General features: G+C 54.4%; 18 protein-coding genes. 10 read left to right on the forward strand and 8 right to left on the reverse strand.

Annotated elements, in window-relative coordinates; genetic code table 11:
- The first annotated feature begins 62 nt into the window (after positions 1 to 62).
- The 3 genes from VF684_RS15255 to VF684_RS15265 are packed head-to-tail and all read left to right on the forward strand — an operon-like array spanning position 63 to position 3,029.
- Complete coding sequence (locus tag VF684_RS15255) at positions 63 to 494, forward strand: hypothetical protein (protein ID WP_139731383.1); 432 nt, start codon at positions 63 to 65, stop codon at positions 492 to 494.
- Positions 495 to 512: 18 nt separating this feature from the next.
- A complete protein-coding gene (locus VF684_RS15260) occupies positions 513 to 2,669 on the forward strand; it encodes a TnsD family Tn7-like transposition protein (RefSeq protein WP_240037428.1) in 2,157 nt (718 codons plus the stop codon).
- 60 nt (positions 2,670 to 2,729) lie between these two features.
- Positions 2,730 to 3,029 (forward strand): hypothetical protein, encoded by a 300-nt coding sequence (locus VF684_RS15265; RefSeq protein WP_017784509.1) that lies wholly within the window; start codon positions 2,730 to 2,732, stop codon positions 3,027 to 3,029.
- 182 nt (positions 3,030 to 3,211) lie between these two features.
- Here the strand turns inward: VF684_RS15265 and VF684_RS15270 are convergent, their stop codons facing one another.
- On the reverse strand, positions 3,212 to 3,715 hold the full coding sequence (locus tag VF684_RS15270; protein ID WP_337464701.1) for an antitoxin Xre/MbcA/ParS toxin-binding domain-containing protein: 504 nt from the start codon (positions 3,713 to 3,715) through the stop codon (positions 3,212 to 3,214).
- 419 nt (positions 3,716 to 4,134) lie between these two features.
- Between VF684_RS15270 and VF684_RS15275 the strand changes: the two genes are divergently transcribed.
- Together VF684_RS15275 and VF684_RS15280 are read left to right on the forward strand one after the other, a co-directional pair.
- On the forward strand, positions 4,135 to 4,965 hold the full coding sequence (locus tag VF684_RS15275; protein WP_107684439.1) for a hypothetical protein: 831 nt from the start codon (positions 4,135 to 4,137) through the stop codon (positions 4,963 to 4,965).
- A gap of 809 nt (positions 4,966 to 5,774) precedes the next feature.
- Entirely contained in the window at positions 5,775 to 9,086 is a 3,312-nt protein-coding gene (locus VF684_RS15280; RefSeq protein ID WP_440174332.1) for an SEL1-like repeat protein, read from the forward strand.
- Between the two features lie 334 nt (positions 9,087 to 9,420).
- Here the strand turns inward: VF684_RS15280 and VF684_RS15285 are convergent, their stop codons facing one another.
- Positions 9,421 to 10,974: a methyl-accepting chemotaxis protein gene (locus tag VF684_RS15285; RefSeq protein ID WP_100645568.1), complete on the reverse strand. Its 1,554-nt coding sequence runs from the start codon at positions 10,972 to 10,974 to the stop codon at positions 9,421 to 9,423.
- 203 nt (positions 10,975 to 11,177) lie between these two features.
- Between VF684_RS15285 and VF684_RS15290 the strand changes: the two genes are divergently transcribed.
- Positions 11,178 to 11,888, forward strand: a complete 711-nt coding sequence (locus VF684_RS15290; RefSeq protein WP_107684437.1) for an HAD family hydrolase — start codon at positions 11,178 to 11,180, stop codon at positions 11,886 to 11,888.
- 83 nt (positions 11,889 to 11,971) lie between these two features.
- Here the strand turns inward: VF684_RS15290 and VF684_RS15295 are convergent, their stop codons facing one another.
- The gene (locus VF684_RS15295; protein WP_005352966.1) at positions 11,972 to 13,354 is read right to left on the reverse strand and encodes an amino acid permease; all 1,383 of its coding nucleotides are present in this window, start codon (positions 13,352 to 13,354) and stop codon (positions 11,972 to 11,974) included.
- A gap of 344 nt (positions 13,355 to 13,698) precedes the next feature.
- On the opposite strand from VF684_RS15295, the gene VF684_RS15300 reads away from it, so the two are divergent.
- Entirely contained in the window at positions 13,699 to 14,037 is a 339-nt protein-coding gene (locus VF684_RS15300; protein ID WP_234829643.1) for a hypothetical protein, read from the forward strand.
- Positions 14,038 to 14,276: 239 nt separating this feature from the next.
- On the opposite strand, the gene ppsR is transcribed toward VF684_RS15300, so the two are convergent.
- Positions 14,277 to 15,089, reverse strand: a complete 813-nt coding sequence (ppsR, locus tag VF684_RS15305; protein WP_118853681.1) for a posphoenolpyruvate synthetase regulatory kinase/phosphorylase PpsR — start codon at positions 15,087 to 15,089, stop codon at positions 14,277 to 14,279.
- 347 nt (positions 15,090 to 15,436) lie between these two features.
- On the opposite strand from ppsR, the gene ppsA reads away from it, so the two are divergent.
- Positions 15,437 to 17,809, forward strand: a complete 2,373-nt coding sequence (ppsA, locus tag VF684_RS15310; protein ID WP_118853682.1) for a phosphoenolpyruvate synthase — start codon at positions 15,437 to 15,439, stop codon at positions 17,807 to 17,809.
- A gap of 67 nt (positions 17,810 to 17,876) precedes the next feature.
- Here the strand turns inward: ppsA and VF684_RS15315 are convergent, their stop codons facing one another.
- Positions 17,877 to 18,335, reverse strand: a complete 459-nt coding sequence (locus VF684_RS15315) for a serine protease chaperone (protein ID WP_107684434.1) — start codon at positions 18,333 to 18,335, stop codon at positions 17,877 to 17,879.
- Between the two features lie 18 nt (positions 18,336 to 18,353).
- Positions 18,354 to 20,228 (reverse strand): serine protease Asp, encoded by a 1,875-nt coding sequence (gene asp, locus VF684_RS15320; protein WP_118853683.1) that lies wholly within the window; start codon positions 20,226 to 20,228, stop codon positions 18,354 to 18,356.
- Between the two features lie 528 nt (positions 20,229 to 20,756).
- On the opposite strand from asp, the gene VF684_RS15325 reads away from it, so the two are divergent.
- Positions 20,757 to 21,623 (forward strand): MetQ/NlpA family ABC transporter substrate-binding protein, encoded by an 867-nt coding sequence (locus tag VF684_RS15325; RefSeq protein ID WP_234829644.1) that lies wholly within the window; start codon positions 20,757 to 20,759, stop codon positions 21,621 to 21,623.
- Positions 21,624 to 21,708: 85 nt separating this feature from the next.
- On the opposite strand, the gene VF684_RS15330 is transcribed toward VF684_RS15325, so the two are convergent.
- Together VF684_RS15330 and VF684_RS15335 are read right to left on the reverse strand one after the other, a co-directional pair.
- A complete protein-coding gene (locus tag VF684_RS15330; RefSeq protein WP_042053125.1) occupies positions 21,709 to 23,559 on the reverse strand; it encodes a DUF3413 domain-containing protein in 1,851 nt (616 codons plus the stop codon).
- 47 nt (positions 23,560 to 23,606) lie between these two features.
- The gene (locus VF684_RS15335; protein WP_005333874.1) at positions 23,607 to 23,834 is read right to left on the reverse strand and encodes a YejL family protein; all 228 of its coding nucleotides are present in this window, start codon (positions 23,832 to 23,834) and stop codon (positions 23,607 to 23,609) included.
- A 73-nt stretch (positions 23,835 to 23,907) separates the two neighbouring features.
- On the opposite strand from VF684_RS15335, the gene yejK reads away from it, so the two are divergent.
- Positions 23,908 to 24,957, forward strand: a complete 1,050-nt coding sequence (gene yejK / locus VF684_RS15340) for a nucleoid-associated protein YejK (RefSeq protein ID WP_162516181.1) — start codon at positions 23,908 to 23,910, stop codon at positions 24,955 to 24,957.
- Positions 24,958 to 25,089: the final 132 nt, after the last annotated feature.

Consider the following 25,089-nt stretch of genomic DNA (forward strand, 5'->3'; position numbering starts at 1 on the left):
TCTAAGTATTTTTATTTATTTTATTGAAGTGTGGCTTCAAATTAAATCAATGCGCCAGGAAAGTGAAAAAAAAGCTACTGGATACCGTTAAAAATCATCCCAAACAAACAGCGGATTTGATAGTTGATCAGATGAGGGGGGCCGGATTTACCGCTCAGCATCTTCAAGACGAAAGAATAGAAAAACTTGCCCACGAAATTACCTTGCTGAGATTTTTCGGTTCTTTTCCTAAGGAAGAGAAATCGATTGCTTTAGCAGAAAGCATTATTGATGGAGAGCTGTCCGGCGGCATCCCTCAAGTAAAAGCTAGGGCGCTAGCGCTAATTGCAAGATACTTATGTGTAGGAGAAAGGGCTCAGCTAGCGAAAAAATGGCTATCATGTTCTAAAAAATTGTGTCAAACGGAGGAGGCTGCGATAGCACAGGCCTTTATCGATGCTATTGAATTGAGCAGAGTAGATGCGGCGTCTGGTTTGCTTGCAGGGGGGGCTTAAAATTATTCTGCCTTTTTTATGATTAAAAAAATAGTAGAAGGAAACGACGCTGCTTTGCTCTGGTTAGAAAGTGCAGGATTAAGCTCTCAAGATTTAGACAATGATGGCAAAGTCTTTTTGGTTTCTACATTGTTGATAGAGCATCAATGGGAAAAGGCTTTAGATTCGGCGCAGGCGATAGGCGACGCATCATTTTATATTTCACCAGCACTGGCGCAGATTTCTGCGTTTGCATTCTTGGTAAATGCAATTAAGGCGGTTGAACTCCGCGAGAGCGTGTTGGCTTTTATTCCTTTAGCAGCAGATAAGTTTCCACTTGCAGATGATTCTGAATCGACAGCGCTTAGAAATAGAGCTGTCGAACTATTCAAATATTGTTCAGGTCAGGCAAGGCACCTCGGTGCTGAAGATGTCGCTAATATATCAGATAAATATGTGCTGTGGTTACAGCTTAGAAACAGTGAAACACACGAACAAGCAATTTCAGAACTTGAGAGCTACTTTGTTAGTTACACTCAGAAAACACTTGAGAATTTGTCATTGGCATTTGCTTTTGGAATTGAAATCGATTTTGATGCGATAGAAAAGGAAGTAAATAGACAAACAGCACTAAGTCCAGAGAATGATGCAACTCTTGGTTTAGCCAGATTTGTATTGGCACAGGTACAACAGCCAATATCGGCAGCAGTGGATTATATTAACCGCCACAGAACTCAAATGGAAGCCGCCGTTAATTCCATTGCAATTAGTATGCTAGAGATAGAGGCATTAGCGAAGTCAGGGTTGGTCGATGATGCACAACAGCTTTTACAGAAGGTCGGGAATTCTGGAGCGTCAGATGCTGATGTCAGAAAGTTGCAAAATATCATCGAATCAGTTAAGGGGGCTGACCCAGTTGCATTAGCTATAAGTCAATATCAACAAAGTGAAGATACAACTGATCTTGCTCATTTGGTTAATTTGTTAGAAAGGACAAATCGAGGTAGTAAATACTACTCATACTGCCGAGATCTTTTTTACCGTACAGGCCAGGAAACTGATGCTATCAGAGTCTGTAATGCGGCCTGTTTATTGGGGCGGTTTGCTGAACTTCATCAGTTTTTATTAGATAAGATAGATCTTGTAAAAAGAAGCGAGAGGCTGCAAGCCCATTGGGCTTGGTCTCTTTTTAGAAAAGGAGACTTAATCGGTGCTCATGAACAGATTGTTCGATTGAAGCAGTATAAGTCGCAACAGACTGATCTTAAAACTCTTGAGATCAATCTATCTATATTTGGTGGTGACTGGGAGTCTCTTAGCATTTTTGTGGAAGATTGCTGGAATAATCGGGATGAGTTAAAGGCCAATGACCTTTTACAAGCTGCCCAGTTAGCTAAAGCAATTTCTCCACGGAGAGCAAGGCAAATGATGGCGTTTGTAAGCCGTAGCCCAGCGGAATTTTTTTCTATCAGTAGCCCAGCTGCGGTGCAGATACAATCCACTATGCCTAGCGACGGACAGCTATCAGAAACAGCAATACTGACATTGTTGGTGAAGCGGGTTTCCATGCGACAGATTGCCTGCCAGACCGGATACAGCATCGGCTATATCAAGCAACTCGCCCTGAGACACAATCAACCGGTTGATCACCGTGCCAAGCGCATTACAGCTGAAGTTGAGCGGGGAATATGGCGTCAGGCGTTCATGGGGGGATCACGGCAGCAGATCGCGCACAGTCATGGCGTTTCTGTCGGGGCGGTCGAAGCCATTATTCAGAGCCACCAAGGGCTGTCTGACTGGCGACGGCATTTGAGAAGGGTTAACCGTCTCCGTGAGCACCGTGTAACGGTGGCTGCATATTTGGCAAAACATGCTGATGCTAGTCGAGGCTTTGTCGAGCAGGTGTGCAGAACGGCTTTCACCTGGCTCTATAAACATGATCGTGCCTGGTTGTATCAACAGTTACCTGCCGCCAAGCGAGCAGTTCACCATCCCAGTGTGGATTGGGAAGAACGGGATAGGAAACTGGCTGAGCAACTGGGGCTGCTGGCCGAGCAGGCAAGCTCTCTATCTGCACTGGAACGGGCAGTCGATAGGCCAGACTGCCTGATGAAATACAAAACACGTCTACCGCTCAGTTACGCATTGGCTGTGCGGCTGGTTGCGGCGTATGCCGCTCAACATCCTATGCCCTGATGCTCGCCGTCGATAACTATACAGGTTCTGATATCAGGCATCACAACGAGGAGTATTGCCATGAAGGTCGAAGCAATCGTTCCTACCACACAGGTCGTCGATATTTTGTGCGATGTCTGTGGTGCTAGTACTACTAAATCGCTCGGTACGCAGGAATTCGGCACGCTGGAAGCTTGCTGGGGTTATGGTTCGCAGCACGATGGTGAACGATATCAGGTACACCTATGTGAAGGCTGCTTTTTTGGGGCGCTGGCCAACCTGAGACAGGAGTATCGGTTGATGAATATGTTTTCGGATGATTATCAACCCGCAGACCCTGATCAATTTGGGAAAATTGAAGGCAATCGAGAGCTTATCTAACCACGATTTGAGTGGTTGTGTTGATCAGCTCATCAAGTGAGTCGATTGGTCGAGGTCATCGGCTCATCAAGTGAGCCGATTGGTCGAGGTGATCGGCTCATCAAATGAGCCGATTGGTCGGGGTGATCGGCTCATCAAATGAGCCTATTGTTGGTGCTTTATGGTCACGTATGAACTGTTAATCAACAGGGGATGCCATGCCTAATCCGGCCGACAAGATCGATAACTGCCTGCGCTCCCATAGGCGTAGTAATCACATCGGCCGGTTTTTCACCACCTAATCCCCACGCAGAGCGGGTGAGCCATCTCATCGTTTTAGCAGTATCTCCCCGGTGTAGGGATATGGCTGCGTCCACTGCTAAGGCTGCCCAGTAAACGCGATCTCCCTGAGCTGTCGATAAGCGATTGCCCCGTTTGATTTGGCGATTCAGTGTGTCTCGGCTAATGCCAATCATCTGGCAAATTGTTCGGGTATTAGACCCCAATAGCGAGCTCAGTTTGACGACGATCTCAGGAGATACACCAGACACTATGTGCTGATGGGCTGCTAGCCAGTTACGTGGTAGACCGAGCGACTCTAGAACAGATAGATTGCTGGTTGTGGGAGATTGCTCTACATGAGTCATGATGAGTCTGCGCCTCCGTCTCCGTCTGGGGGTTGTTGATGGCAGCCCAATGCGAATCATCACTCAGGAGTTCATTGGGTCATCATCTAGTTTGGGGCATTTCGCAAGCCGTTGGCTACAAAATTGACACAACAAAAAAACACCATTAAAATCAGTCTGTTATGATCTTGCCGACCAATTATAACCATCATTTATCATTAGGCTCGAGCACAAATCAGCAGGCTGACCCCCATATGGAAACCAATATTCACTCAATATGTTTCCTTTAAGGCCACTATTGCTGCGAATCGAATCAACCTATTCGAGGCCCTACACACCTGTAAACAGGCATCAACTTTCAATCGGTGTTGTTTCCCCAATCCGCCATCATGTCACAACTTCCCCAGCCCCAAGTGACCGCTACACTTGGGCTTTCTGACAGACACACCAGTTGACGAAAATCGTACTAGACAAAGTCGACTTCATTTTGTTGATTATAAATGTACACGTTAATTTCTAAAAATGAGGAGGTAGATATGCTTTTTCTGAATAATCTCTCTGTTTACGAACGCTCTAATATGGCCCGAGACCCGACAACAGCTTCTGAGGTGTTGGTTGTGTTGGCGACTGATGAAGAGTTGGAAGTTCGCTACTATCTAGCTCTCAATCCTGCGACTCCAATCGAAGTGCTCATTGAGCTAGCGAGTGACGATGATGACGAGATAAGCGGGGTTGCATCTAGTAACCCAGCCCTCCCAGCCGATATGCTCATAGCACTCGCAAGACACAAAAATGTAGTAACCCGCGCTACTGTGGCAAGGAATTGCTCAACTCCGACCAAGGCACTAGCTATGTTAGGTTGTGATGTGGATAAGCATGTTCGTCGTGGCGTTGCCAGCAATCCTAATACTCCGCCAACCGTGCTGGATACGCTGGCTCGTGATACAGAGGAAGAGGTTCGCGCTGGAGTTGCCTGTAATCCCATGATCCCGCCTAGTTTGTTGGCTCGGATATTGAGCTTGGCAAGGCATGATGAAGTTAGAATCTTGGCTGCGGTAGCGAGCAACCATTCCCTGCCATCCGATGAGTTAGCCAGCTTGGTGTCTGATGACAGACCGCTAATTCGTATGGCAGCAGCTAGCAATCTTAGACTGCCTGTAGAGCTGATGGCAGAGCTGGCGTCTGATGAGGATAAATATGTTCGCAAGGCCCTTATCTACAACCCCATGTTGCCAACTCAGGTTCTGCTCAAACTGGCAAGTGATAAGGATGAGTGTGTCCGACGAGCCGTAACGGAGATCCTGTCTTTGCCTGTGGAGTTACTACTATAACTAGCTCGTGACGAGATGTCTTATATTAAAGATTGGAATGATCGCAAGTCTCTAATTAATCATCCTGCATTATCAGCACAATTGTTGCTTTTGTTAGCATTGGCGATGTTATTTAATTGCATTATTCAATTAATAAAATCCTGTGTTTTTATCTCTAGTATTTAGTTTGCTGGGTAAAGAGTTTTTAATGATTGGGGATATCCCCGGATATTTTTTACGAAAAAATTACTCCTAAAGGATATGAAATGTTGAAACCATGTGTACTTTACGCCACTTTAAATCATGCCGCGAAGAGCGGTACGCTAGTTAATTTAAACACCGTGGTGAGAAATATATTCCTAGGTGTGGAGAACGAACACCCTCCTTACATTGAAGTAAAAATAAATGACGAGATCAAACTTAACCAACTCCGTCGGGAACTTAGTACAGAGCTATGTACTCGATATCATATCGACATTACTGCTAATCAATTACCCCTCAGTGCGTTGTTCGTTGGCGAGAAATCAAAACTGCCTGGACCACCGCTCAGGAAACTCATGGAGTCAACTAATGGATTGGAGTTTGCTACTGATGTTGAGTGGTATATCTATTGGCGTAGCATAGTTAACTCGATCTACAAACATTACCAAAATTATTGAACTACTACATTTTGTATTGTGATGTAAATCACGTAAAATATTTTTATTACTTTTACATTCTTGCTAGCGAGCAACCATTTTATGGCGTAGTGTGATTTTAAAATATAAGATGTGAATATGTGGTCGATTGTGTGGGTGGCCCAGTGTTAAATATTTACAAGGATAAAATAGATGAATATGGATCTGGGAAAATTAGAGCTAGAAGCTGAGTTAGGTGTTGCCAGTGCTCAGTTCGCATTGGGGGAGATATACGAAAATGGGGAAGAAAGAGATTATGAGCAAGCTTTAGCATGGTACCGCAAGGCAGCCATCAATGGGTATGCTGATGCGCAGTATCGCCTCGGGAAATTGCACGAGCAATGGCATAGCGGTATGGGGTTTTATCTCGGAAGTACGGTGATGCTAGCTCACGATCTTAAACAAGAGTATGAACGAGCCGTGGATTGGTACAGTAAGGCTGCCGATCAAGGCCATGCTGATGCACAATACGCCTTAGGCCGGATGTATAGCCGTGGCCAAGGGACGGAGCAAAATTATGAACAAGCCGTAACATGGTACCGAAAAGCTGCCGATCAAGGGATCGCTGGAGCGCAGTTCCGACTTGGTGAGATGTACAAATATGGCCATGGGGTAGCACAAAATGATGAGCACGCAGAGGCTTGGTATCATAAATCGGCTAGTCAAGGAAATACCAATGCGATGTGCGCATTAGGCGAGATGTACGAACTTGGCCAAGGTGCAGCACAAGATAATGATCAAGCCATGACTTGGTATATCGAAGCAGCCAAGCGAGAAAATGCCAAAGCACAATACCGTCTCGGCCAAATGTATAGTCTTGGTCATGTAGTGAAACAAGATGCTCATGAAGCCTTGGCATGGTTCTGCAAGGCTGCCATGCAAGGCAATGCTGATGCATTGGAAATAATCGTTAAGACGGCAAAGCAAGGTGATCACCATGCCTTTAGTGCTCTCTGCAATATAGCAAAAAATGGACATAAGGGGGCACATGAAATCATCACTGTGATGGCTGAGCAAGGCCATGCAGAGGCACAGTATGTTCGCGGCATGATGTATTGGGATAATAGTTCTATACAAAATAGCCGCGCACAATGGGTTTTCAATTGGCTGCTAAAAGCGGCAAGCCAAGGGCATGCGTATGCGCAATTACGACTCGCAGAAATGTATTTTAGAGGTAATGGGGTGGAAGAGAATGATGAACAGGCCATTTTTTGGTATCGCAAAGCGGCCGAGCAAGGCAATGCCATGGCGTTTAACGCAATCGATAAGATGGTAAAACAAGGTAATACCCATGCTTTGAACATTCTTAGCGAAATGGCCAAAGCTGGGAATGATGGTGCACAAAAAATAATTATCGAGATGGCTGAACAAGGGCATATGGAGGTTCAATTTCAACTCGGCGGAATGTATGCCACTGGCCAAGGGGTTGCACTGGATTTTCAGCAGGCAGTGACCTGGTACAGCAAGGCTGCCGAGCAAGGTCATGTGGAGGCGCCGTTCCTACTTGGCTGGATGTACGACACTGGCCGAGGGGTTGCACAGGATGACAGACAAGCTGCGGCGTGGTACCACGAGGCGGCCGAACGAGGCCATGTAAAAGCTCAATTTAAGCTCGGCATGATGTACACCAATGGCCGAGGGATAGCTCAGAATCACACGCTGGCGTGGGCCTGGTACCGTAAAGCGGCCGAGCAAGGTCATGTGGAAGCGCAGTACTGCCTAGCTAGGATGTACGATGAGGGCAACGGGGTTAATAGGGATTATAAACAAGCGATAGTCTGGTACCACAAGGCGGTAGAGCATGGGCATGCTGGTGCGCAGAACAACCTCGGCGTGATGTACGCTAATGGCCAAGGGGTGGCGCAGGACGATACCCAGGCCGTGGCTTGGTACCGTAAGGCGGCTGAGCAAGATCATGCAGAGGCGCAGTACAACCTCGCCGGGATGTACGCCAATGGCGAAGGGGTGGCGCAGGATCATGAGCAAGCTGTGGCCTGGTACAGCAAGGCAGCCAAGCAAGACCATGCTGAGGCACAGTGCGACCTAGCCAGGATGTACTCTGAGGGCCGAGGGGTAGCACAGGATGGCCAGCAGGCTGTGACCTGGTACAGCAAGGCGGCCGAGCAAGGCCATGTGGAGGCACGGTTCCTACTCGGTATTATGTACACCTATGGCCGAGGGATCGCCCAGAATGACAAGGAGGCGGCGCTCTGGTATCACAAAGCGGCCGAGCGAGCTCATGTGGAGGCACAGTTTCTACTCGGCGGAATATACGCCACGGGCCGAGGGGTTACACAGGATGACAAACAGGCAGCGGCCTGGTACCGAAAGGCAGCCGAGAAAGGTCATGCGGAGGCGCGGTTCCTACTCGGTACGATGTACTCCTATGGCCGAGGGATAGTTCAGAATGACAAGCAGGCGGCAGCCTGGTACCGCAAGGCTGCCGAGCAAGGCCATGCGGAGGCGCAGTACCACCTTGCCAGAATGTACGATGATGGTCGAGGGGTGATACAGAATGACAAGAAGGCGGTCGTCTGGTACCACAAGGCGTTCGAGCAAGGCAATGCCAATGCATTGGACGCCATCTATAAGATGGTAAAGCAAGGTAATACCCATGCCCTAAACGCTCTCGGGGAAATAGCCAAAAATGGGCATGATGGTGCACGGGAAATAATCATTGAGATGGCTGAACAAGGGGCTGCCATGGCGCAGGCAAAGCTCGGCTGGATGTACAATGAGGGTCAAGGGGTGGAGCAGGATGATGCTCTGGCCGTAGTCTGGTACCGCAAGGCGGCCGAGCAAGGGCATGCCATTGCGCAGTACAACCTCGGCATGATGTACGATGAGGGCCAAGGGGTACCACAGAACTATGCCCAGGCCGCAGCCTGGTATCGCAAGGCCGCCGAGCAAGGAGATGCTGATGCGCAGTTCAATCTTGGCGTGATGTACGACGAGGGCCAAGGGATGCCACAGGACGATGCCCAGGCCGTGGCCTGGTACCGCAAGGCCGCCGAGCAAGGTAATGCCAGTGCGCAGTATAACCTTGGAGTGTCGTACGACAATGGTCGAGGGGTGGCGCAGGACTATACCCAGGCCGTGGCTTGGTACCGCAAGGCGGCCGAGCAAGGATATGCCGATGCGCAGTACAACCTTGGTGTGTCGTACGCCAATGGCCAAGGAGTGGTGCAGGACGATGCCCAAGCCTTGGTTTGGTACTGTAAGGCGGCTGAGCAAGGGTATGCCGAAGCGCAATTCAACCTAGGGGTGATGTATTACCATGCCCAAGGGGTGCCACAGGACGTCAAGCAGGCATATGCCTGGTTCTCGGTCGCTGCGGCCAGCGGTTATGGCGACAAGGCTGTTAAGTCCCGCGATCGTGCTGCCAAACAATTAACACTAGCCGAACTGGCAGAGGCGCAGGCGCTGGCCGACCGCTATATTCAGCAGCACTCATCCCAGTCGTAACCGACAGGGCGATCAGTAAGAGCACTGTACATAAGGGGCGGTTACGTTAAACGACCGCCCTTATTTGTAATAAAATTTCACAAACTGTATCACGCCATGCAGTGCTCGGTTTCCAACTTCAATGTCCTGCTTGTTCGTTGAGCTGGTGGAGGATTGCTATTGAGTTTCCAACTTAATTGTCATATTGGGAATCGCTAAGATATTGAATTTTTTGACCAGAGAGTTTCCAACTTAAATGGTTGTGATCAGTTTAGGTGCAACAGTTAAGCCGTATAAACAACAGGGCCACCCAGACGGGTGGCCCTTCGTTTACATGGACTTTATCTGCATGCTGCTATCCGAACGTCCGGCTTAAGTCCTTGAGCTGGCTCGCTTTGCTCTGCAAGTTGGCACTGGTTTCACTCACTTGATCGATTTTGAGACTGTTATCGTGAGAGAGCGAGGATATCTGGTTGATATTGCGACTGATCTCCTCGATGACCGCTTGTTGCTCGGTGGCCGCGGCGGTGATCTGGTTGGAAAAATCAGAGACCTTGTCTATCTCGACCACAACCTGATTCAGGTTGCCGGTACTTGCCCGGGTAGTGGCGAGGCAGGCGTTGGTTCTGGTCACATTGAGATGCATCATCTCTTTCCATCCCCCCAGGGTTTGCTGGATATGGCCAATGCTGTTCTGGATCTGCTCTGTCGCCTTGTGGGTTCTGGTCGACAGGCTGCGAACCTCGTCCGCCACCACTGCAAAGCCGCGCCCCTGATCGCCTGCCCGTGCGGCTTCGATGGAGGCATTAAGCGCCAGCAGGTTGGTTTGATCTGCAATGCCGCGAATTTCGCTCATGATGGTGCCGATCCGCTCGGATTCGCTCGCCAGCTCAACGGCTGACTGGAAGGCCTGCTCTGCCTGGGTGGCCAGCGCCGACATCTCTTCTCCTGCTTCCGAAAGCTGGGTGCTGGTGGTGATGCAGTGGCTGCGGGCCTCTTCGATCTGGCTGTTGCTGTCTTGAATATTGCGGTTGATCTCCTCGGCGGCCGAGGCCATCTGGGTGACGGCGGTGGCAATCTGCTGGATCTGCGTGTCTTGCGAAGAGATATCCTGGCTGGCCAGCGAGGCGGAGCCGCGCAGGTCATTGGCCATGGCATTGAGCGAAGCCGTGGTGTCATCCACCCGGCCGAGTACGGTACGGATCTTCGCTTGCCCGAGTTTGATATGGAAATCGGCGATGCTGTGGGGGGCATCCCCCGAGAAGATAAGGCGGCTGATGCTGTCGTAATCCTGCTCGAGCTGCTGCAAGAATCGCGGCGTTAGGAAGAGAGGGTGGCGATTGAACCAGATTGTTGCCAAGAGGGGTATGATTACCCAGAGCGCCTGCAGCGGTGAGATCAGCCAGAGCGCGCTGATCACGCTGACGAGCAGCAGGGGGATGGTCATCATGGCCGGCGTGAGTTGACGCAGGCCCATGTGAATGGCAGAGCCGGTTTCACGGGCTTTAAGGGTTTTGTACATCTGGCTGGCACGCGCTTTGTGCTCTGCGGCGGGGCGGCAGCGGACGGATTGGTAACCCACCATCTTGCCATCTTCATAAATCGGGGTGACATAGGCATCAACCCAATAATAGCGACCATCTTTGCAGCGGTTTTTTACCATGCCCCGCCATGGTTTGCCCGCCTGCAGGTGGGCCCAGAGATCGGCAAACGCTGCCTTGGGCATGTCGGGGTGGCGCACCAGATTGTGATGTTGCCCCAACATCTCTTCCAGGCGATAGCCTGCCACCTGACAAAACGCCGGATTGGCGTAGGTAATGTCCCCTTTGAGATCGGTCGTCGATACCAACTGGATATCGTCGGCAAATTCAACCTCGGTATCTGTGGTGTGAAGCGAGCTGGTTACCATGATCAGACTCCGGTTTCGGCGTAACGGAATACTTCGTCTGAGTATGGCAGAGGATGTTCATTTATTGTGTTGTTGCACATTAACTCTTGTGCTACTGCGTGGGGACGGGATGGGTCTCACATTTTTACAGCGCGGTTTGGCGAGGAGAGGCAAGCCAAGTAACATGGCGTGACTTATGGCTGTGCAGCGAGACAGGTAACGCAATGAAGTTGGATGCGATTTTATGGGATTATGACGGTACTCTGGTCAATTCGGTGCCGAAGAATATCGATATCACCAAGCAGATCCTGGCTGAGGTCGCCCCCCATCTGACCGGAGAGTATCTGCCGCGCTATCTGCGCAGCGAAGCGGAGTATCACCATGTCAATCACGCCGCCAAAAACTGGCAGGCGCTCTATATGGATTACTACGGTTTGTCGCGGGACGAGATGGTGCTGGCTGGCAGTCTGTGGGCCAAGCATCAGGAGATGAACCGGACCGAGGTGCGTTTTTTTGCGGGGCTGGAGGCGGTGATTGACCATTTCTCTGCCATTCCCCACGGAATTTGTTCGCAGAACTCCCAAAAGAACATTCGCCGGGTACTGGAGCAGCATGGCGTGAACAGCTTGTTCAAGGCTGTGATCGGCTATGATGACGTGCCCGGACAGCAGCAAAAACCCCATCCTTACGGTGGCCTCAAATGTCTGGAGTCTATCTTCGGCCCAGCCAGGTGCCAGTCGCTGATCTATATCGGTGACCATGAAGCAGATGTGCAGTTTGCCCGTCATTTGCAAGCGGCGCTTGGCGAGCAGAGCCGTGTGATCTCGGTGGCTGTCGCCTATAGCCGCGCGACCCCGGAGCGCTGGGAACACCAACCCGACCATATCGCCCGTGACGTCGAGGATCTGCTCCCCATCGTCGGGCAATATCTGTAACGCCGGTTGCAGATTGCCATACGGAATAGACAAACGCCGATCATGCGATCGGCGTTTTGCATTGTTTTTCTCAGCTGCGGGCATTAACCCAGATTGGCTGCGACCTTGCTTTGGGCTTGTCCTTTGCGCTTGATGACAAAGCCAATGCCCAGTACCACCAGCCAGGCGGGGATCAGTTCGACTGAGATGCGGAAATCGGGGGTCATGTACATGATCACCAGGATACCAGCCATGAACGCGAGGCAGAGGTAGTTGCCGAAGGGATACCAGAACGCCTTGAACTTGGGCTGGACGCCTTCTGCGACCTTGGCCTTGCGGAACTTGAGGTGCGCGAGGCTGATCATCGCCCAGTTGATCACCAGTGCGGAGACCACCAGCGCCATCAGCAGGCCGAACGCCTTGCCCGGCATCAGGTAGTTGATCAGCACGCAGAGCAGGGTGGCGATGGCCGAGACCGAGAGGGCAACCAGTGGCACGCCGCTCTTGTTGGTCTTGAGCAGGGCTTTCGGGCCGTTGCCCTGTTTGGCCAGACCGAACAGCATCCGGCTGTTGCAGTAGACGCAGCTGTTGTAGACCGACAGTGCCGCCGTCAGCACCACGATGTTGAGTACGGTGGCGACCAGATTGCTGTCCAGAGCGTGGAAAATCATCACGAACGGGCTGCCGCCTTCCACCACTTTACCCCAAGGGTAGAGGGACATCAGGATAGCCAGAGCACCGATGTAGAAGATTAGGATGCGGTAGATCACCTGATTGGTGGCCTTGGGAATGCTCTTCTCGGGGTTGTCCGCTTCGGCGGCGGTAATGCCCACCAGCTCCAGACCGCCGAAGGAGAACATGATCACCGCCATGGCCATCACCAGACCGCTGATGCCGTTGGGGAAGAAACCGCCCTGAGCCCACAGGTTGGTGACGCTCGCCTCGGGTCCGCCGGCACCGGAGAGGAGCAGATAGCCGCCAAAGCCAATCATGCCGATGATGGCGACCACCTTGATGATGGCGAACCAGAACTCCATTTCGCCAAACGCTTTGACGTTGGAGAGATTGATGGCGTTGATCAGCACGAAGAAGAAGGCGGCCGACATCCAGGTCGGGATCTCGGGCCACCAGTACTGGACATAGATGCCCACCGCGGTCAGCTCGGCCATGCTCACCAGCACGTAGAGCACCCAGTAGTTCCAGCCGGACGCGAAACCGGCAAACTCACCCCAGTATTTGTAGGCAAAGTGGCTGAAGGAGCCGGCTACCGGCTCTTCCACCACCATTTCACCGAGCTGGCGCATGATCAGGAAGGCGATAAAGCCGCCGATGGCATAACCCAGCAGGACTGAGGGGCCTGCCATCTTGATGGTTTGGGCAATGCCCAGAAAGAGGCCGGTGCCGATGGCGCCGCCCAAAGCAATCAACTGAATGTGGCGGTTTTTAAGGCCGCGTTTCAGCTCCTCACCGTCTTGTTTCAAATCCATGGGTCTGTCCTTACGTCTCTGTTGTCTCTGGTCGGTGTTGGGCTCATCCTGAGCAGGCCGCAGTGCGTAGCCAAAACCTGACGAAAGCTGTATTTATTTCGTTACGACATGCCATTTTCAATTTTTAGTGTTGGCTGGCAACCGAAGCAGAATAGTGATAATCCGCCATGAATGCACCTATTTTCCATCTCTAATGGCCGTATTTTGTACCAAAGGCAGCTTTTTCATGATTTGAAGAGGCTTCTTGGTAGTTTTTGGTTGATGTTTGTGCAATTGAATTCTGTTTTGTTGACATTTTGTCTTGTTGGTGTGCTTTTGTGGTGCCAAGCCACAAATGGATGCAAATGATGCCAAACAAGCGGGAGTGCAAGGAAGAGTGCAGGGAGTTGGAGTACAGAGAGCGCGAAAGCGTGCTGCAACAAGGGGTTGGCGGGGGAGTGTTGGTGGCGCTCTGGTTAGGGATTGCTGCCAGTCCGCTGTTGTTGCTGGTGGCCGCGATTATGTTGCTGGGTTGGCTGTTACTCGGTGATCAGGAGTTGCTGCACTACTGGCAGTCGCTGTTGCTGATTGGCGGGGTGACGGGGGCGCTCGTTGGCGGCTGGCTGGCGGAGCGGGTTCGCCAGCGCCACGGTTTGCTGGCCTTCTATGCCCGGTTGATGAACAACCCTGAGCTCAATCGTTAGTTAACGCAGGCTGTTTGCCGAGCGCAGCAGAACGGAATCGAATAGCGGCTAACTGGCAGCAGGTGACAAGGGCACAACGGCAAGGTCGACAAGAAGAGGGATAAGCATTTGTGGTGCTTATCCCTTTTTTATCCACGCTTTTCACTGTCATCTATGTGGATTGCAGTTCGCCACAGCTGACTTTCGCCGCGACACTGTAATTTTTATCTTTTGTTGATGCCGATAGCTGTCAAGCTGGCTTAACAGAGCTGGCGGCGCAGACCGGTTGCCTCGAGGACCTTGGCGCTGATCTCCTCCACCGAGTGGGAGCTGGTATCGAGGAAGCGGATCGCCTCCTGGCGAAACAGCCTCTCCACGCAGGCCAGCTCCTGTTCGCACTGTTCGATGGAGGAGTAGCGGCTGTTGGCTCGGCGCTGGTTACGGATCTCGTGCAGCCGCTGCGGCGCTATGGTGAGGCCAAACAGCTTGTGACGGTTGGCCTTGAGGGGGGCCGGCAGCTCCAGCATCCCCATGTCCTGCTCGATAAAGGGGTAGTTGGCGGCGCGAATGCCGAACTGCAGCGCCAGATAGAGGCTGGTGGGGGTCTTGCCGCAGCGGGAGACCCCGATCAGGATGATGTCCGCCTCATCGTACTCCCTGGTGGTGATGCCATCGTCGTTGGCCAGTGCGAAGTTGACCGCCTCGATGCGATCGTCATAGAGCTTGCGGTTCTCCATACCGTGGGTGCGGTGGAGGCGGGGCTCGGCTTTTACCCCCAGCTCCTGCTCCAGCGGGCTGACGAAGGTGTTGAGAAAGTCGTGGCCGCACGCTTCCGATTTGAGCACCTCTTCCCGTACCTGCGGGTCGACGATGGTGTGAAACAGGATGGGGCGTACCCCGGTCTGGCGGAACTGCTCGTCGATCCGCATCCGTACCTGACGGGCTTTCTCCAGTGTCTCCACAAAGGGGATAGTGATCTGCTCGAAGGCCAGCGGAAACTGGCTCAGTACCGCGTGGCCGAACACTTCGGCGGTGATGGCGGTGCCGTCTGAAACATAAAATACGGTGTGCACGTAGGGCTCCTGTGATACCGCGGGTGGGGTCGCATGGGGTAAGGGGTGAGAAGTATCTCCCGAAACCATACCAGTTTTGTCAACCGGCCTGCTGTGCCCAAGTTGTGAAGTGGCTTGCAAACCTGAATCGTTATCTTTTTGTGTCGCCATTGTAGAATGTTCCGGTCATTCGACCATCCCCAACTCTTGCTCGGGGATTTTTTTGAAAACCAGTAGAAAACGTTTTCATGGTCGTTGGCAACAAAAGAAACAGACAATAACGCACCTGACTTACCCATAACCTCATCGATTAAATCGGGCGCACGAGGTGCTATGGCATCGGTGCCCACCAACCTGGAGACATCCAAGTGCAACAGTACGTGCTCTGGTACGAACAACTCGGAATGCAGGACGTAGAACGAGTTGGCGGCAAGAACGCATCCCTTGGCGAGATGATCAGCAACCTCTCTGGCGCCGGCGTATCCGTGCCGGGGGGCTTTGCTACCACCGCCTTTGCGTTTAACGAGTTTCTGGAGTCAAGCGGCCTCAACGGCAAGATCCACCATCTGCTCGACAATCTGGACGTGGACGATATCGCCGCCCTCAACCGGGCCGGTCAGCAGATCCGTGACTGGGTGATCGAAGCCCCGTTCCAGCCCGAGCTGGAGCAGGCTATCCGGGTTGCATATGAAAAGTTGAGTGCCGGTGTCGAGGCCTCGTTTGCGGTGCGCTCCTCCGCCACCGCCGAGGATATGCCGGACGCCTCCTTTGCCGGTCAGCAGGAGACCTTCCTCAACGTACGTGGCATCGATGCCGTCATGACGGCGGTCAAGCATGTGTTTGCCTCCCTGTTCAACGATCGCGCCATCTCCTATCGGGTGCATCAGGGCTACGACCACAAGGGTGTTGCCCTCTCGGCCGGGGTGCAGCGGATGGTGCGCTCGGATCTCGCCGCCTCCGGCGTCATGTTTACTCTGGATACCGAGTCCGGTTTCAACGACGTGGTCTTTATCACCGGCGCCCATGGTCTTGGCGAGATGGTGGTGCAGGGCGCGGTCAACCCGGATGAATTCTATGTGCACAAGCCGACCCTCAAGGGGGGGCGCCCGGCGGTGGTGCGCAAGACCCTCGGCTCCAAGCTTATCAAGATGACCTACTCGGACGATGCCGGTCACGGCCGCCAGGTGAAGATTGTCGACACCAATGAGGCCGAGCGCAGCCGCTTCTGCATCAGCGATGAGGAGGTGATGGCGCTGGCGAAACAGGCCCTCATCATCGAGCAGCACTATGGCCGCCCGATGGACATCGAGTGGGCCAAGGATGGTCAGGATGGCCAACTCTACATCGTGCAGGCCCGCCCGGAAACCGTGCGCAGCCGTCAGGAGGCCAACACCCTCGAGCGTTTTGCCCTCAAGCAAGCGGGCAAGGTGCTGATCGAGGGACGAGCCATCGGCCACAAGATTGGCGCGGGCCCGGCGCGGGTCATCTCTTCCATCAGCCAGATGGACGAAGTGCAGCCCGGCGATGTGCTGGTGACCGACATGACCGACCCGGACTGGGAGCCCATCATGAAGCGGGCCTCCGCCATCGTCACCAACCGGGGGGGGCGCACCTGTCACGCCGCCATTATCGCCCGCGAGCTGGGCATTCCGGCAGTGGTGGGCTGTGGCAACGCTACCGATCATATTCAGCCGGGCCAGCGGATCACCGTCTCCTGCGCGGAAGGGGATACCGGTTTTATCTATGACGGCGAGCTGGACTTCGACGTGGCGGTGACCGAGGTGGGCAATATGCCGCGCCTGCCCATCAAGATCATGATGAACGTCGGCAACCCGGACCGCGCTTTCGACTTTGCCCAGTTGCCCAATGCCGGGGTAGGACTGGCACGCCTTGAATTCATCATCAACCGGATGATCGGGGTGCACCCCAAGGCGCTGCTGGAGTTTGACCAGCAAACCCCAGAGCTCAAGGCCACCATCGGCAAGATGATCGCCGGTTACGACAGCCCGCGGGAGTTCTACGTGGCCAAGCTGACCGAGGGGATCGCCACTCTGGGGGCCGCGTTCTGGCCGGAGCGGGTGATCGTGCGGATGTCGGACTTCAAGTCCAACGAGTACGCCAATCTGGTGGGCGGTCGTGGCTACGAGCCCCACGAGGAGAACCCGATGATCGGTTTTCGTGGTGCGTCCCGCTACATTGCCGACAGCTTCCGCCCCTGCTTTGCCCTCGAGTGCGAGGCGATCAAGCGGGTGCGCGATGTGATGGGGTTGACCAACGTCGAGGTGATGATCCCCTTCGTGCGTACCGTGGGCGAGGCGGAGCAGGTGATCGACATCCTGGCCGAGAACGGTCTGCGCCGCGGCGAGCGGGGGCTCAAGGTGATCATGATGTGCGAGATCCCGAGCAACGCCCTCTTGGCAGACAAGTTCCTCGAGCACGTGGATGGCTTCTCCATCGGTTCCAACGACATGACCCAGCTCACCCTTGGGCTGGATCGGGATTCCGGGCTCATCGCCCATCTGTTCGACGAGCGTAACGAGGCGGTCAAGGCGCTGCTGGCGATGGCTATTCAGGCTGCGCGCAAGGCGGGCAAGTACGTGGGGATCTGCGGTCAGGGCCCATCCGATCACCCGGACTTCGCTGCCTGGCTGGTGGAGCAGGGGATCGACTCGGTGTCGCTCAACCCCGATACCGTGGTCGATACCTGGCTCTATCTGGCGGAGCAGCATGGCGCCAAGTAAGTCACTGTCAAAATGAGCAGCAGAAAGGGGGCCATGATGGCCCCCTTTGTTATCTGTGTGTCGCGACCTATTTCGGCTGCTGTTCGGCCCCCGACAGCTCGATCTGCACATTCACCCCTTCGCTCTTGAGCTTGGTGGCGATGGCGTTGAGATCGGTGCCCGATTTGGCCTCCAGCAGGGCTATGCCGCCGCTGCTCTGCTTGAAGTTCAAGCCGTGGCGAGTCGCCAGCGCCTTGGCGGTGGCATCGTCAGCTTCCACCAGCAGGGTGCCGCTGACGGTGAGCTCGGGGCTGGCGGCCCCTTGCATCAACACGTCACCGCGGCGCAGGGTCTGTTGCGGGACCTTGCTGTCAAGGCTGCGGGCGACCCGCTTCTTGCTGCCGTTGTCAGGAATGAGGTAGGTCTGGCCGTTCACCTCTATGGTGCTGTACTGCTTGCCATCCATGGTGACGGACTCCTCGGCGCAGAGCTGTCCCGAGAGGGGGGCCAGCAGGGTTGCCAGAAGCAAGGTAACAGGTTTGTTCATGGTAATACTCCTAGCGTGTTAGCTGCGGTTGGCATCGTGACCCAGGACCCGCAGGGACCATGAGATCAGCTTGCCCGGTTGGCGATTGTTGCGCTCGGTCAGGGTGGTACGCTCACGGGTCTCGCGATTGAGCAGAGAGACCTGACGGGTACCGTTGGCAACGTCGGTCACTTCCAGTCGCCATGTGCCTTGCGCCGATTCGCCGTAGAACTTGTTGGATAGCATCCGCATGTCGCGCAATCCCTTGGTTCGCACAAAGCCCAGTTGCTGCTGGTCGAGAGATTGGCCGACTAGGCTGTTGAAGGGGCTCAGCAGGATGCTGCGGGTGCCGGCGGGGGAGACCAGTTCGATCAGCAGATCGGGCAGACGCTGATGATCCAGACTCACCATCACCTGAACCGCTTCTACCGTCAATGGTGTCGCGATGCGGGTTGTTGAGCTGGTCGGGCTGTTGCCCACATCCGCAATGGCGGCGGCACTGCCGCTGACATTGATCTTCTGCCATGGCAGCTGTACCAGCGGGGGGAGGGGCTGGTGATTGGCTGCCAGCTCAAGCGCCTTGTTGACGTCGATCAGACCGAAACCGTAAGTCGGGCTGAACCACATGCCGGCGGCATTGCGCTCCCACCCTTCCAGCCCTTTCACATCACGCACCTTGCCGGTGCTGCTGGTGTAGCTGACCATCACAGGTTTCTGTGTGGCATCGACCCGGGTTGCGCTGCGCGCCAGCAGATCCCGCAGGTCACGTACCGACAGATCCGGGTAGGCGGACATCAGCAGCGCCATGGCGCCGGAGGTGCTGGGGGTGGCGGAGGAGGTGCCGTTCATCACACCGTTGTAGTCGCAGCTGGCATCCAGTTGCGGGTTGCCGTGCAGTCGGTTGGTGCTGGGATCGTCGGTGCGGTTGTAACCCATGTCGCAGCCGGGCAGATCCGTGGTCACCATCGCCGGAGCGTCGGTACCGTATTCGCCGCCGGTCGCGCTCAGGAAGATGTTGCTGCCGACGCTGGAGTAGGAGGATCTGACGCCATCGGCGTTGAGCGCGCTCACCACCAGGTTCCAGAAGTTGCTGTTGGAGGGATCGAGGTTGCTGTTTTCAAACGGCAATTTGGGACCATTGCCGGTGCGGTTAAGCACATAGCCGCCCGCCGCTATCTTGTTGAAGCCGTTGCCGGCGGCCTTGATATAGGCCGCGCCCTGCGCCTTGAGGGTCTGCTGTTCAAACAGGCGATCAAGCTGGGATTGATCCAGAGAGTTGGCAGAGCGGGGATCCACCACACTCATGCCGTAGCTCTGGTTGAACACCCGGTTGTCGCGGCTGGCATCGCTGTCGCCAAGGGCGTAGAGCCAATCTTTCTGCAACTGCTGGCTGTTCTCATCCAGCAGGTTGAACCCCTGCAACTGGGCTCGCGGGGCAATCCCCTTGGTACCGATGGCGTTGTCTACCGCCGCAATGATGCCGGAGACCGAGGTGCCGTGGGCCGTATCCGGATCGGTCGGTGTCGGGTCATCGCTGCCGGTTACCACGTTTCTCGACCCCGGGCGCACGTTCTCCGCCAGATCCGGGTGGGCGATGGCCAGACCATCATCCACCACGGCCACATTGACCCCCTGGCCCAGCACGCCTGTGCGATGAGCCCACCAGAGGTTGAGATCATTGCCCGCTATACCGCCACGGGCGCTGAATCCATCCTGGCCGCTGTTGAGCAGATACCACTGCTGATCCTGCAGGGGATTGGCTCCTGGCAGGCAGCGCTCGGTGCTGCTGCGTCCGATATCCATGCCGCTCTCCTTGCCGGTGAGCGGCGCACAACCTTCATTTGCCTGAACGAGCGCACTGGGCAGGGTCGACAGCAGTGCTGTGATCGCCAGTGCTAACGATGTTTGCTTCATTATTTTTTTAACTCCATCTTGGATCGCACTCATCCTGAGTGCGACGGAAATCTATACACGGGTGACAGGGGTTCAAAAAGAGCCATTTTCAAAAAACGCAATGAGGTTCAAAGAAATCCGATTCAGTTTGTGGTAGGTATTCCAATGACACTGGTTATGTGTTCTATTGAGAATGGTTCTCACCGCTCGCTACTGATCTTTTTATCTGTAATTCACTCTCTCGTGACTCTCCTTCGCCGCAGCCATCTCGATTCGGGGCAATCCCGAGGGGAGGTCGTGCGCTCTTGAACGTGAGCGGCATGGTTGTGTGTGCCAACGTGAGTGCGGATAGGCGGGTGGCAGGCACTGCAAGGGCGATATGGCGGGGGGGGGCCAGCTGTTTATTGCTTGGCTGCGGTGGATAGCTCTGTTATGGTAATCGTCATGGCCGTTTAGATGGCTGGATTGCCGCGATGTGAGAGGCGTTGCCTCTGGGGGCAACCCCCGCCGCAGTCCCATAGCTTGATGCGTACCTGACAGGGAGTCCCTATGCCGTTTCGTTCCTTCTTATCTTCTCTTTTTACTGCTTCCTTGCGCGCCACTGCTGGCGTCAGCACCTTTATTGCCGCGATAGCGGTCGGGAGCCTCTCTTTTTCCGCGGTTGCCGCCAATGCGTCCTTGCCGACCAAACAGGAGATTGTGATTGGTACTACGGTGGGGGATTTTGCCGACATGGTCACCGACTCCATCAAGCCGCAGCTGGAGGCCAAGGGGTATAAGGTCAAGCTGGTGGAGTTCACCGACTATGTGACCCCCAATATTGCTCTGGCTGACGGATCACTGGATGTGAACTGCTTCCAGCACAAACCCTATCTGGAGAGTTTTGCCAAAGATCGCGGCTTGTCGCTGGCGCCCATTACCCAGGTGCCAACCGGTCCGATGGGACTTTATTCTGGCAAGTTGGCAGCACTCGACAAGGTGAAAGAGGGGAGCACGGTGGCCATCCCCAACGATCCCACCAATCAGGCGCGGGCGCTGTTGATGCTGCAGGATCTTGGTTGGCTCACTCTCAAGGAGGGGATAAACCCGCTAAAAGCGAGCGAGTTTGATGTGGTGAACAATCCGCACAATCTCAAGCTGGTACTGCTGGAAGCCGCGCAGTTGCCCCGCTCGCGGGAGGATGTGGACTTCTCGGTGATCAACGGTAATTTTGCTGCCTCCAGCGGTATCCCGTTCAGTGAAGGACTGTTTCTGGAGCGCAGCTACGATTTCATCAACTGGGTGGTGGTGAAAAGCGCAGATGCGGAGCAGCCGTTTGCCAAAGATGTGGCGGCGGCCTACAACTCGGCGGCTTTCAAAGCCTATGCAGCCAAGCGTTTCGTCGGCTACAAGTACCCGCAAGGGTGGGGTCGCTAACTGTCGTGAACGTGGCCCGGCTATACAACGAAAAACGCCCCGAATTCGGGGCGTTTTTTATGGTATCAAGCCATCAACGGGCGCTTCACTGGTTGCGATAAAAGCGGTTCAGCTCGTTCATCACCTGGATCATGGCGCCCATATCCGGTGTGCCGTGCTTGATCGGGCGATAGCTGTTGCGCTCCAGCAGTTCGAAGTCACCCTGCTTGTTGAAGTGGGTGATGGTCTCCCCTTCATAGATGGCGAAGTCGTTCTGATCCCCGGCCAGCAGCCAGTTGCGCGGGCTGGTATCAAACAGCGAGCGGCCAACGCTGTAATCACGCGCCGGATTGCGCACGCCCAGCATCCCCTGCATCAGGGTCGGCGCCAGATCGAAATGGCTGCTCGGTTGTTCCCGAACGTCACTGCCGCGCCCCGGCCAGGCCAGTACCAGCGGTACCTGCACCTGATAGGGTGAGTAGTTGCTGCCTGCGCCCCAGCTGTTGCTGCGGGTGTCGTTGAACTCCTGACCGTGGTTGGAGGTGATGACGACGATGGTGTTGCTGTCCATCCCCTGCGACTGCAATTTGGTCAGCATCTGCTCAAGCAACTGGTCGGTATAGAAGACCGAGTTCTTGTAGCGGTTCTCCAGTTTTTGCAGGTTCTCCGCCCGATAGGCGGTCGCCGGATTGAAGTTGGCGAGCTCCGGTTGGAACGGCCCCTTCATGGTGGCGGGCAACTGGTAGTCGCCTGGGCTCGAGAGATAGACCAGCGAGAACCAGGGACGCTCGGGAGAGCGCTTCTCCAGCCACTGTTGCCAGTCGGTCAGCAGCTTGCCATCGTCACTCTGCTCGGAGACAAACACCTGTTTGCGCAGACCGGCGAGGATGCTCTTGCGATACTTCTGGGCATCTTCCATCGCGCCGAACAGCCCGAACTGGTAATCCTGACGCAACATCTCGTCAAACAGCACCGGTGGACGCTTGTCGCTGCTGATGTCCTTGTAGTAGTGACCGGGCAACCCGTAGAAGAGGCTGAACATGCCCATCAGGTCGTCGTTGCCGCCACTCAGGTGATTGCGGAACGTCAGATGCTGATCCGCATAGCGCTGCAGATTGGGCATGTTGATGTTGTTGAGCATGTCAAAACGCAATGAGTCGACCACCACAATCAGCAGATTGTTGTGAGTCAGGGGGGCGTTGACGTTGAGCGGGCGCAGTGGGTAATGCATCCGGCTGTCGCTGTTATCCCCCTGGGAAGCAGCCTGCTTCTCGTACTGATCCAGATCCAGCCAGCCATGTTTGGCCAGGAAGGAGCGGGCCGTCATGGGGTAGGAGAGGGGGAAATTGGCTCTCTGCATGGTGATGGGCTGATAGAGGGTCGCATCCGCCCAGCTGTTGACCACGTGGGTCAGAATAAAGCAGATCAGCAGGGCCAGCCCCACCTGATTGCCGTACTGGCGGCGCTTGCGCTTGTTGATCTTGCGCCAGACATAGGCCGACAGCAGCAGTTGCAGCAGGAAGATGGTGGGCACGGCAACGAAGATGATGCTCCAGATTGAGCCCTCTTCGGTTTGCGCCTGATCCAGCAGCAACTGCCATACCTGACTGTTGAGGTGGAACTTGAACAGCCGGAATACCTGGGTGTCGATCAGCAGCAGCACCAGCGCCAGGGTGGCGATGATGGCGGAGATGAACCGCAACGACTTCTCCTTGGGCAGCACGAAGCTGAGCGGGAAGATCGTCAACAGGTAGGTGACAAAACTCAGAAACGAGAAGTGGCCAATCCAGCTTACAACGAGATAGATCACGCCAAGCGTGGTCGATGGCCAGCTGATGGCACCCAGATAACGGGTGGCGATGAGCATGGCCAGAATAATGTTGAAGAAGGAGAACCAATGCCCCCAGGTGATCAGGCGAGAGACATTATCACGATAGGGGTTACCGGTTTCGACCATAGTGATCCATCTGCGTTGAGAAACGTCAAATCAACAGAGTCGGGGACTCAGTGTGCGTCGTGGCGATTATCGACCGATGCGGTCAGGGCCTGGACAAACTTTTCAGTGATGGCCTGGCGCTGGGCCGGTGCCATACCGTTGATGATATTGGTGGTCAGATTGCCAAGCACCATAAGGCTGAGATCTACCGGCGCTTTATGCTTTTCCAGCGCGGTGATCAGGTCGTTCATCAGGGCGTCAAATTGCTCGTTATTGTACTTTGATACGATAGGCATAATCTTCAGTTCATCTCGGTTCAAAGCGCCTTATAATACTTCACCCTTTCGGCTAACACTATGGCTTTGTGACATGAGTCTCGATATCGACAAGATCATTCTTCACTCCTTGCGCCAGGGCGGCGATGGTCAACCCCACGCCGATACCCGCAGCCAGACCCTGCCCCCTGATGAGGCGGTACAGGGACTGATGGCGGAACTGCATCGGATCTATAACGGCAAGGGTGGCAAGGGCTTTGGCTTCTTTGCCGACCCCGAAACGGCCGTCGCCGAGCTGGCCGACGGTGAAGAGGCTCCCAAGCAGCCTTCACCCGCATTTCGTATCGCCCTCGAACAGCTACTCGACGAGCAGACCGAATTCGTTCCCTTCTCGGTCACCGTGACCCAGATGCTGGTCAAGCAGCTGGTGGAGCACGCCCTCGATGAGCAGGGGGTGCTGCTGTTTGCCAAATATAACTACGTCGGGGTCGATTATCTGCTGATTGCTCTGCTGGAGGGCAAGGAGAGCGTCACCGTCAGCGAAGCGCTGGAATTGCGCCATATCCAGTATCTGGATATCGGCAAACTCAATCTGGTGGCCCGCATTGATTTGACCGAATGGAAAACCCAACCTGATTCGCGCCGCTATATCACCTTCAGCAAGGGGCGCATTGGTCGCAAACTGGGCGACTTCTTTATGGATCTGCTGGGTGCCCGCGAGGGCATGGATGCCAAGGTACAAAATAAAGGCTTGCTGCAGGCGGTCGAAGATTATTGCGACAGTCGTCAGCTCGAACCGACCGAGCGCAATGACTATAAAAAGCAGGTCTTCAAATATTGCACCGAACAGGCGAGTGCCGGTGAAGAGATCGAAATCAAGGAGCTGTCTGCAGAATTGCCCGGTGACGGTGACCTAGATTTTTACAGCTTTATTGGTCAGGAGTATGAGCTGGAAGAGCGCTTCCCGGCAGATCGCTCTACCTTGCGTGGTTTGACCAAGTTTGTTGGCTCCGGCGGCGGTCTGACTCTGAGCTTTGAGCAGAAGTTGTTGAACAGCCGGATCTTTTACGACCCCCAGACCGACACCCTGACCATCAAGGGTGTGCCGCCCAATCTTAAGGATCAGCTGCTGCGCCAGTCGTAGTCATGCTCCCGAGTGTGATCAACTCGTCATTTCTCGCAAAAAGAGACTCCGCCACGGCGGGGTCTCTTTTTTTATTGCGCCCGGGCAGACCTCGAAACTGGCGCGGTACTTTGTTAACAAATCAAACAAAAT

It is taken from the genome of Aeromonas sp. Lyrl_2, assembly GCF_051948815.1.
Classification (GTDB): domain Bacteria; phylum Pseudomonadota; class Gammaproteobacteria; order Enterobacterales; family Aeromonadaceae; genus Aeromonas; species Aeromonas veronii.

Coding starts and splice junctions, on each gene's coding strand:
- VF684_RS15290 (WP_107684437.1), top strand. CDS start 11,178: ATGAAGTTGGATGCGATTTTATGGGATTATGACGGTACTCTGGTCAAT.
- VF684_RS15275 (WP_107684439.1), top strand. CDS start 4,135: ATGTACACGTTAATTTCTAAAAATGAGGAGGTAGATATGCTTTTTCTG.
- VF684_RS15285 (WP_100645568.1), bottom strand. CDS start 10,974: ATGGTAACCAGCTCGCTTCACACCACAGATACCGAGGTTGAATTTGCC.
- VF684_RS15330 (WP_042053125.1), bottom strand. CDS start 23,559: ATGGTCGAAACCGGTAACCCCTATCGTGATAATGTCTCTCGCCTGATC.
- VF684_RS15335 (WP_005333874.1), bottom strand. CDS start 23,834: ATGCCTATCGTATCAAAGTACAATAACGAGCAATTTGACGCCCTGATG.
- VF684_RS15280 (WP_440174332.1), top strand. CDS start 5,775: ATGAATATGGATCTGGGAAAATTAGAGCTAGAAGCTGAGTTAGGTGTT.
- VF684_RS15270 (WP_337464701.1), bottom strand. CDS start 3,715: ATGATTCGCATTGGGCTGCCATCAACAACCCCCAGACGGAGACGGAGG.
- asp (WP_118853683.1), bottom strand. CDS start 20,228: ATGAAGCAAACATCGTTAGCACTGGCGATCACAGCACTGCTGTCGACC.
- VF684_RS15265 (WP_017784509.1), top strand. CDS start 2,730: ATGAAGGTCGAAGCAATCGTTCCTACCACACAGGTCGTCGATATTTTG.
- VF684_RS15300 (WP_234829643.1), top strand. CDS start 13,699: ATGATGCCAAACAAGCGGGAGTGCAAGGAAGAGTGCAGGGAGTTGGAG.
- VF684_RS15315 (WP_107684434.1), bottom strand. CDS start 18,335: ATGAACAAACCTGTTACCTTGCTTCTGGCAACCCTGCTGGCCCCCCTC.
- VF684_RS15260 (WP_240037428.1), top strand. CDS start 513: ATGATTAAAAAAATAGTAGAAGGAAACGACGCTGCTTTGCTCTGGTTA.
- VF684_RS15295 (WP_005352966.1), bottom strand. CDS start 13,354: ATGGATTTGAAACAAGACGGTGAGGAGCTGAAACGCGGCCTTAAAAAC.
- yejK (WP_162516181.1), top strand. CDS start 23,908: ATGAGTCTCGATATCGACAAGATCATTCTTCACTCCTTGCGCCAGGGC.
- VF684_RS15325 (WP_234829644.1), top strand. CDS start 20,757: ATGCCGTTTCGTTCCTTCTTATCTTCTCTTTTTACTGCTTCCTTGCGC.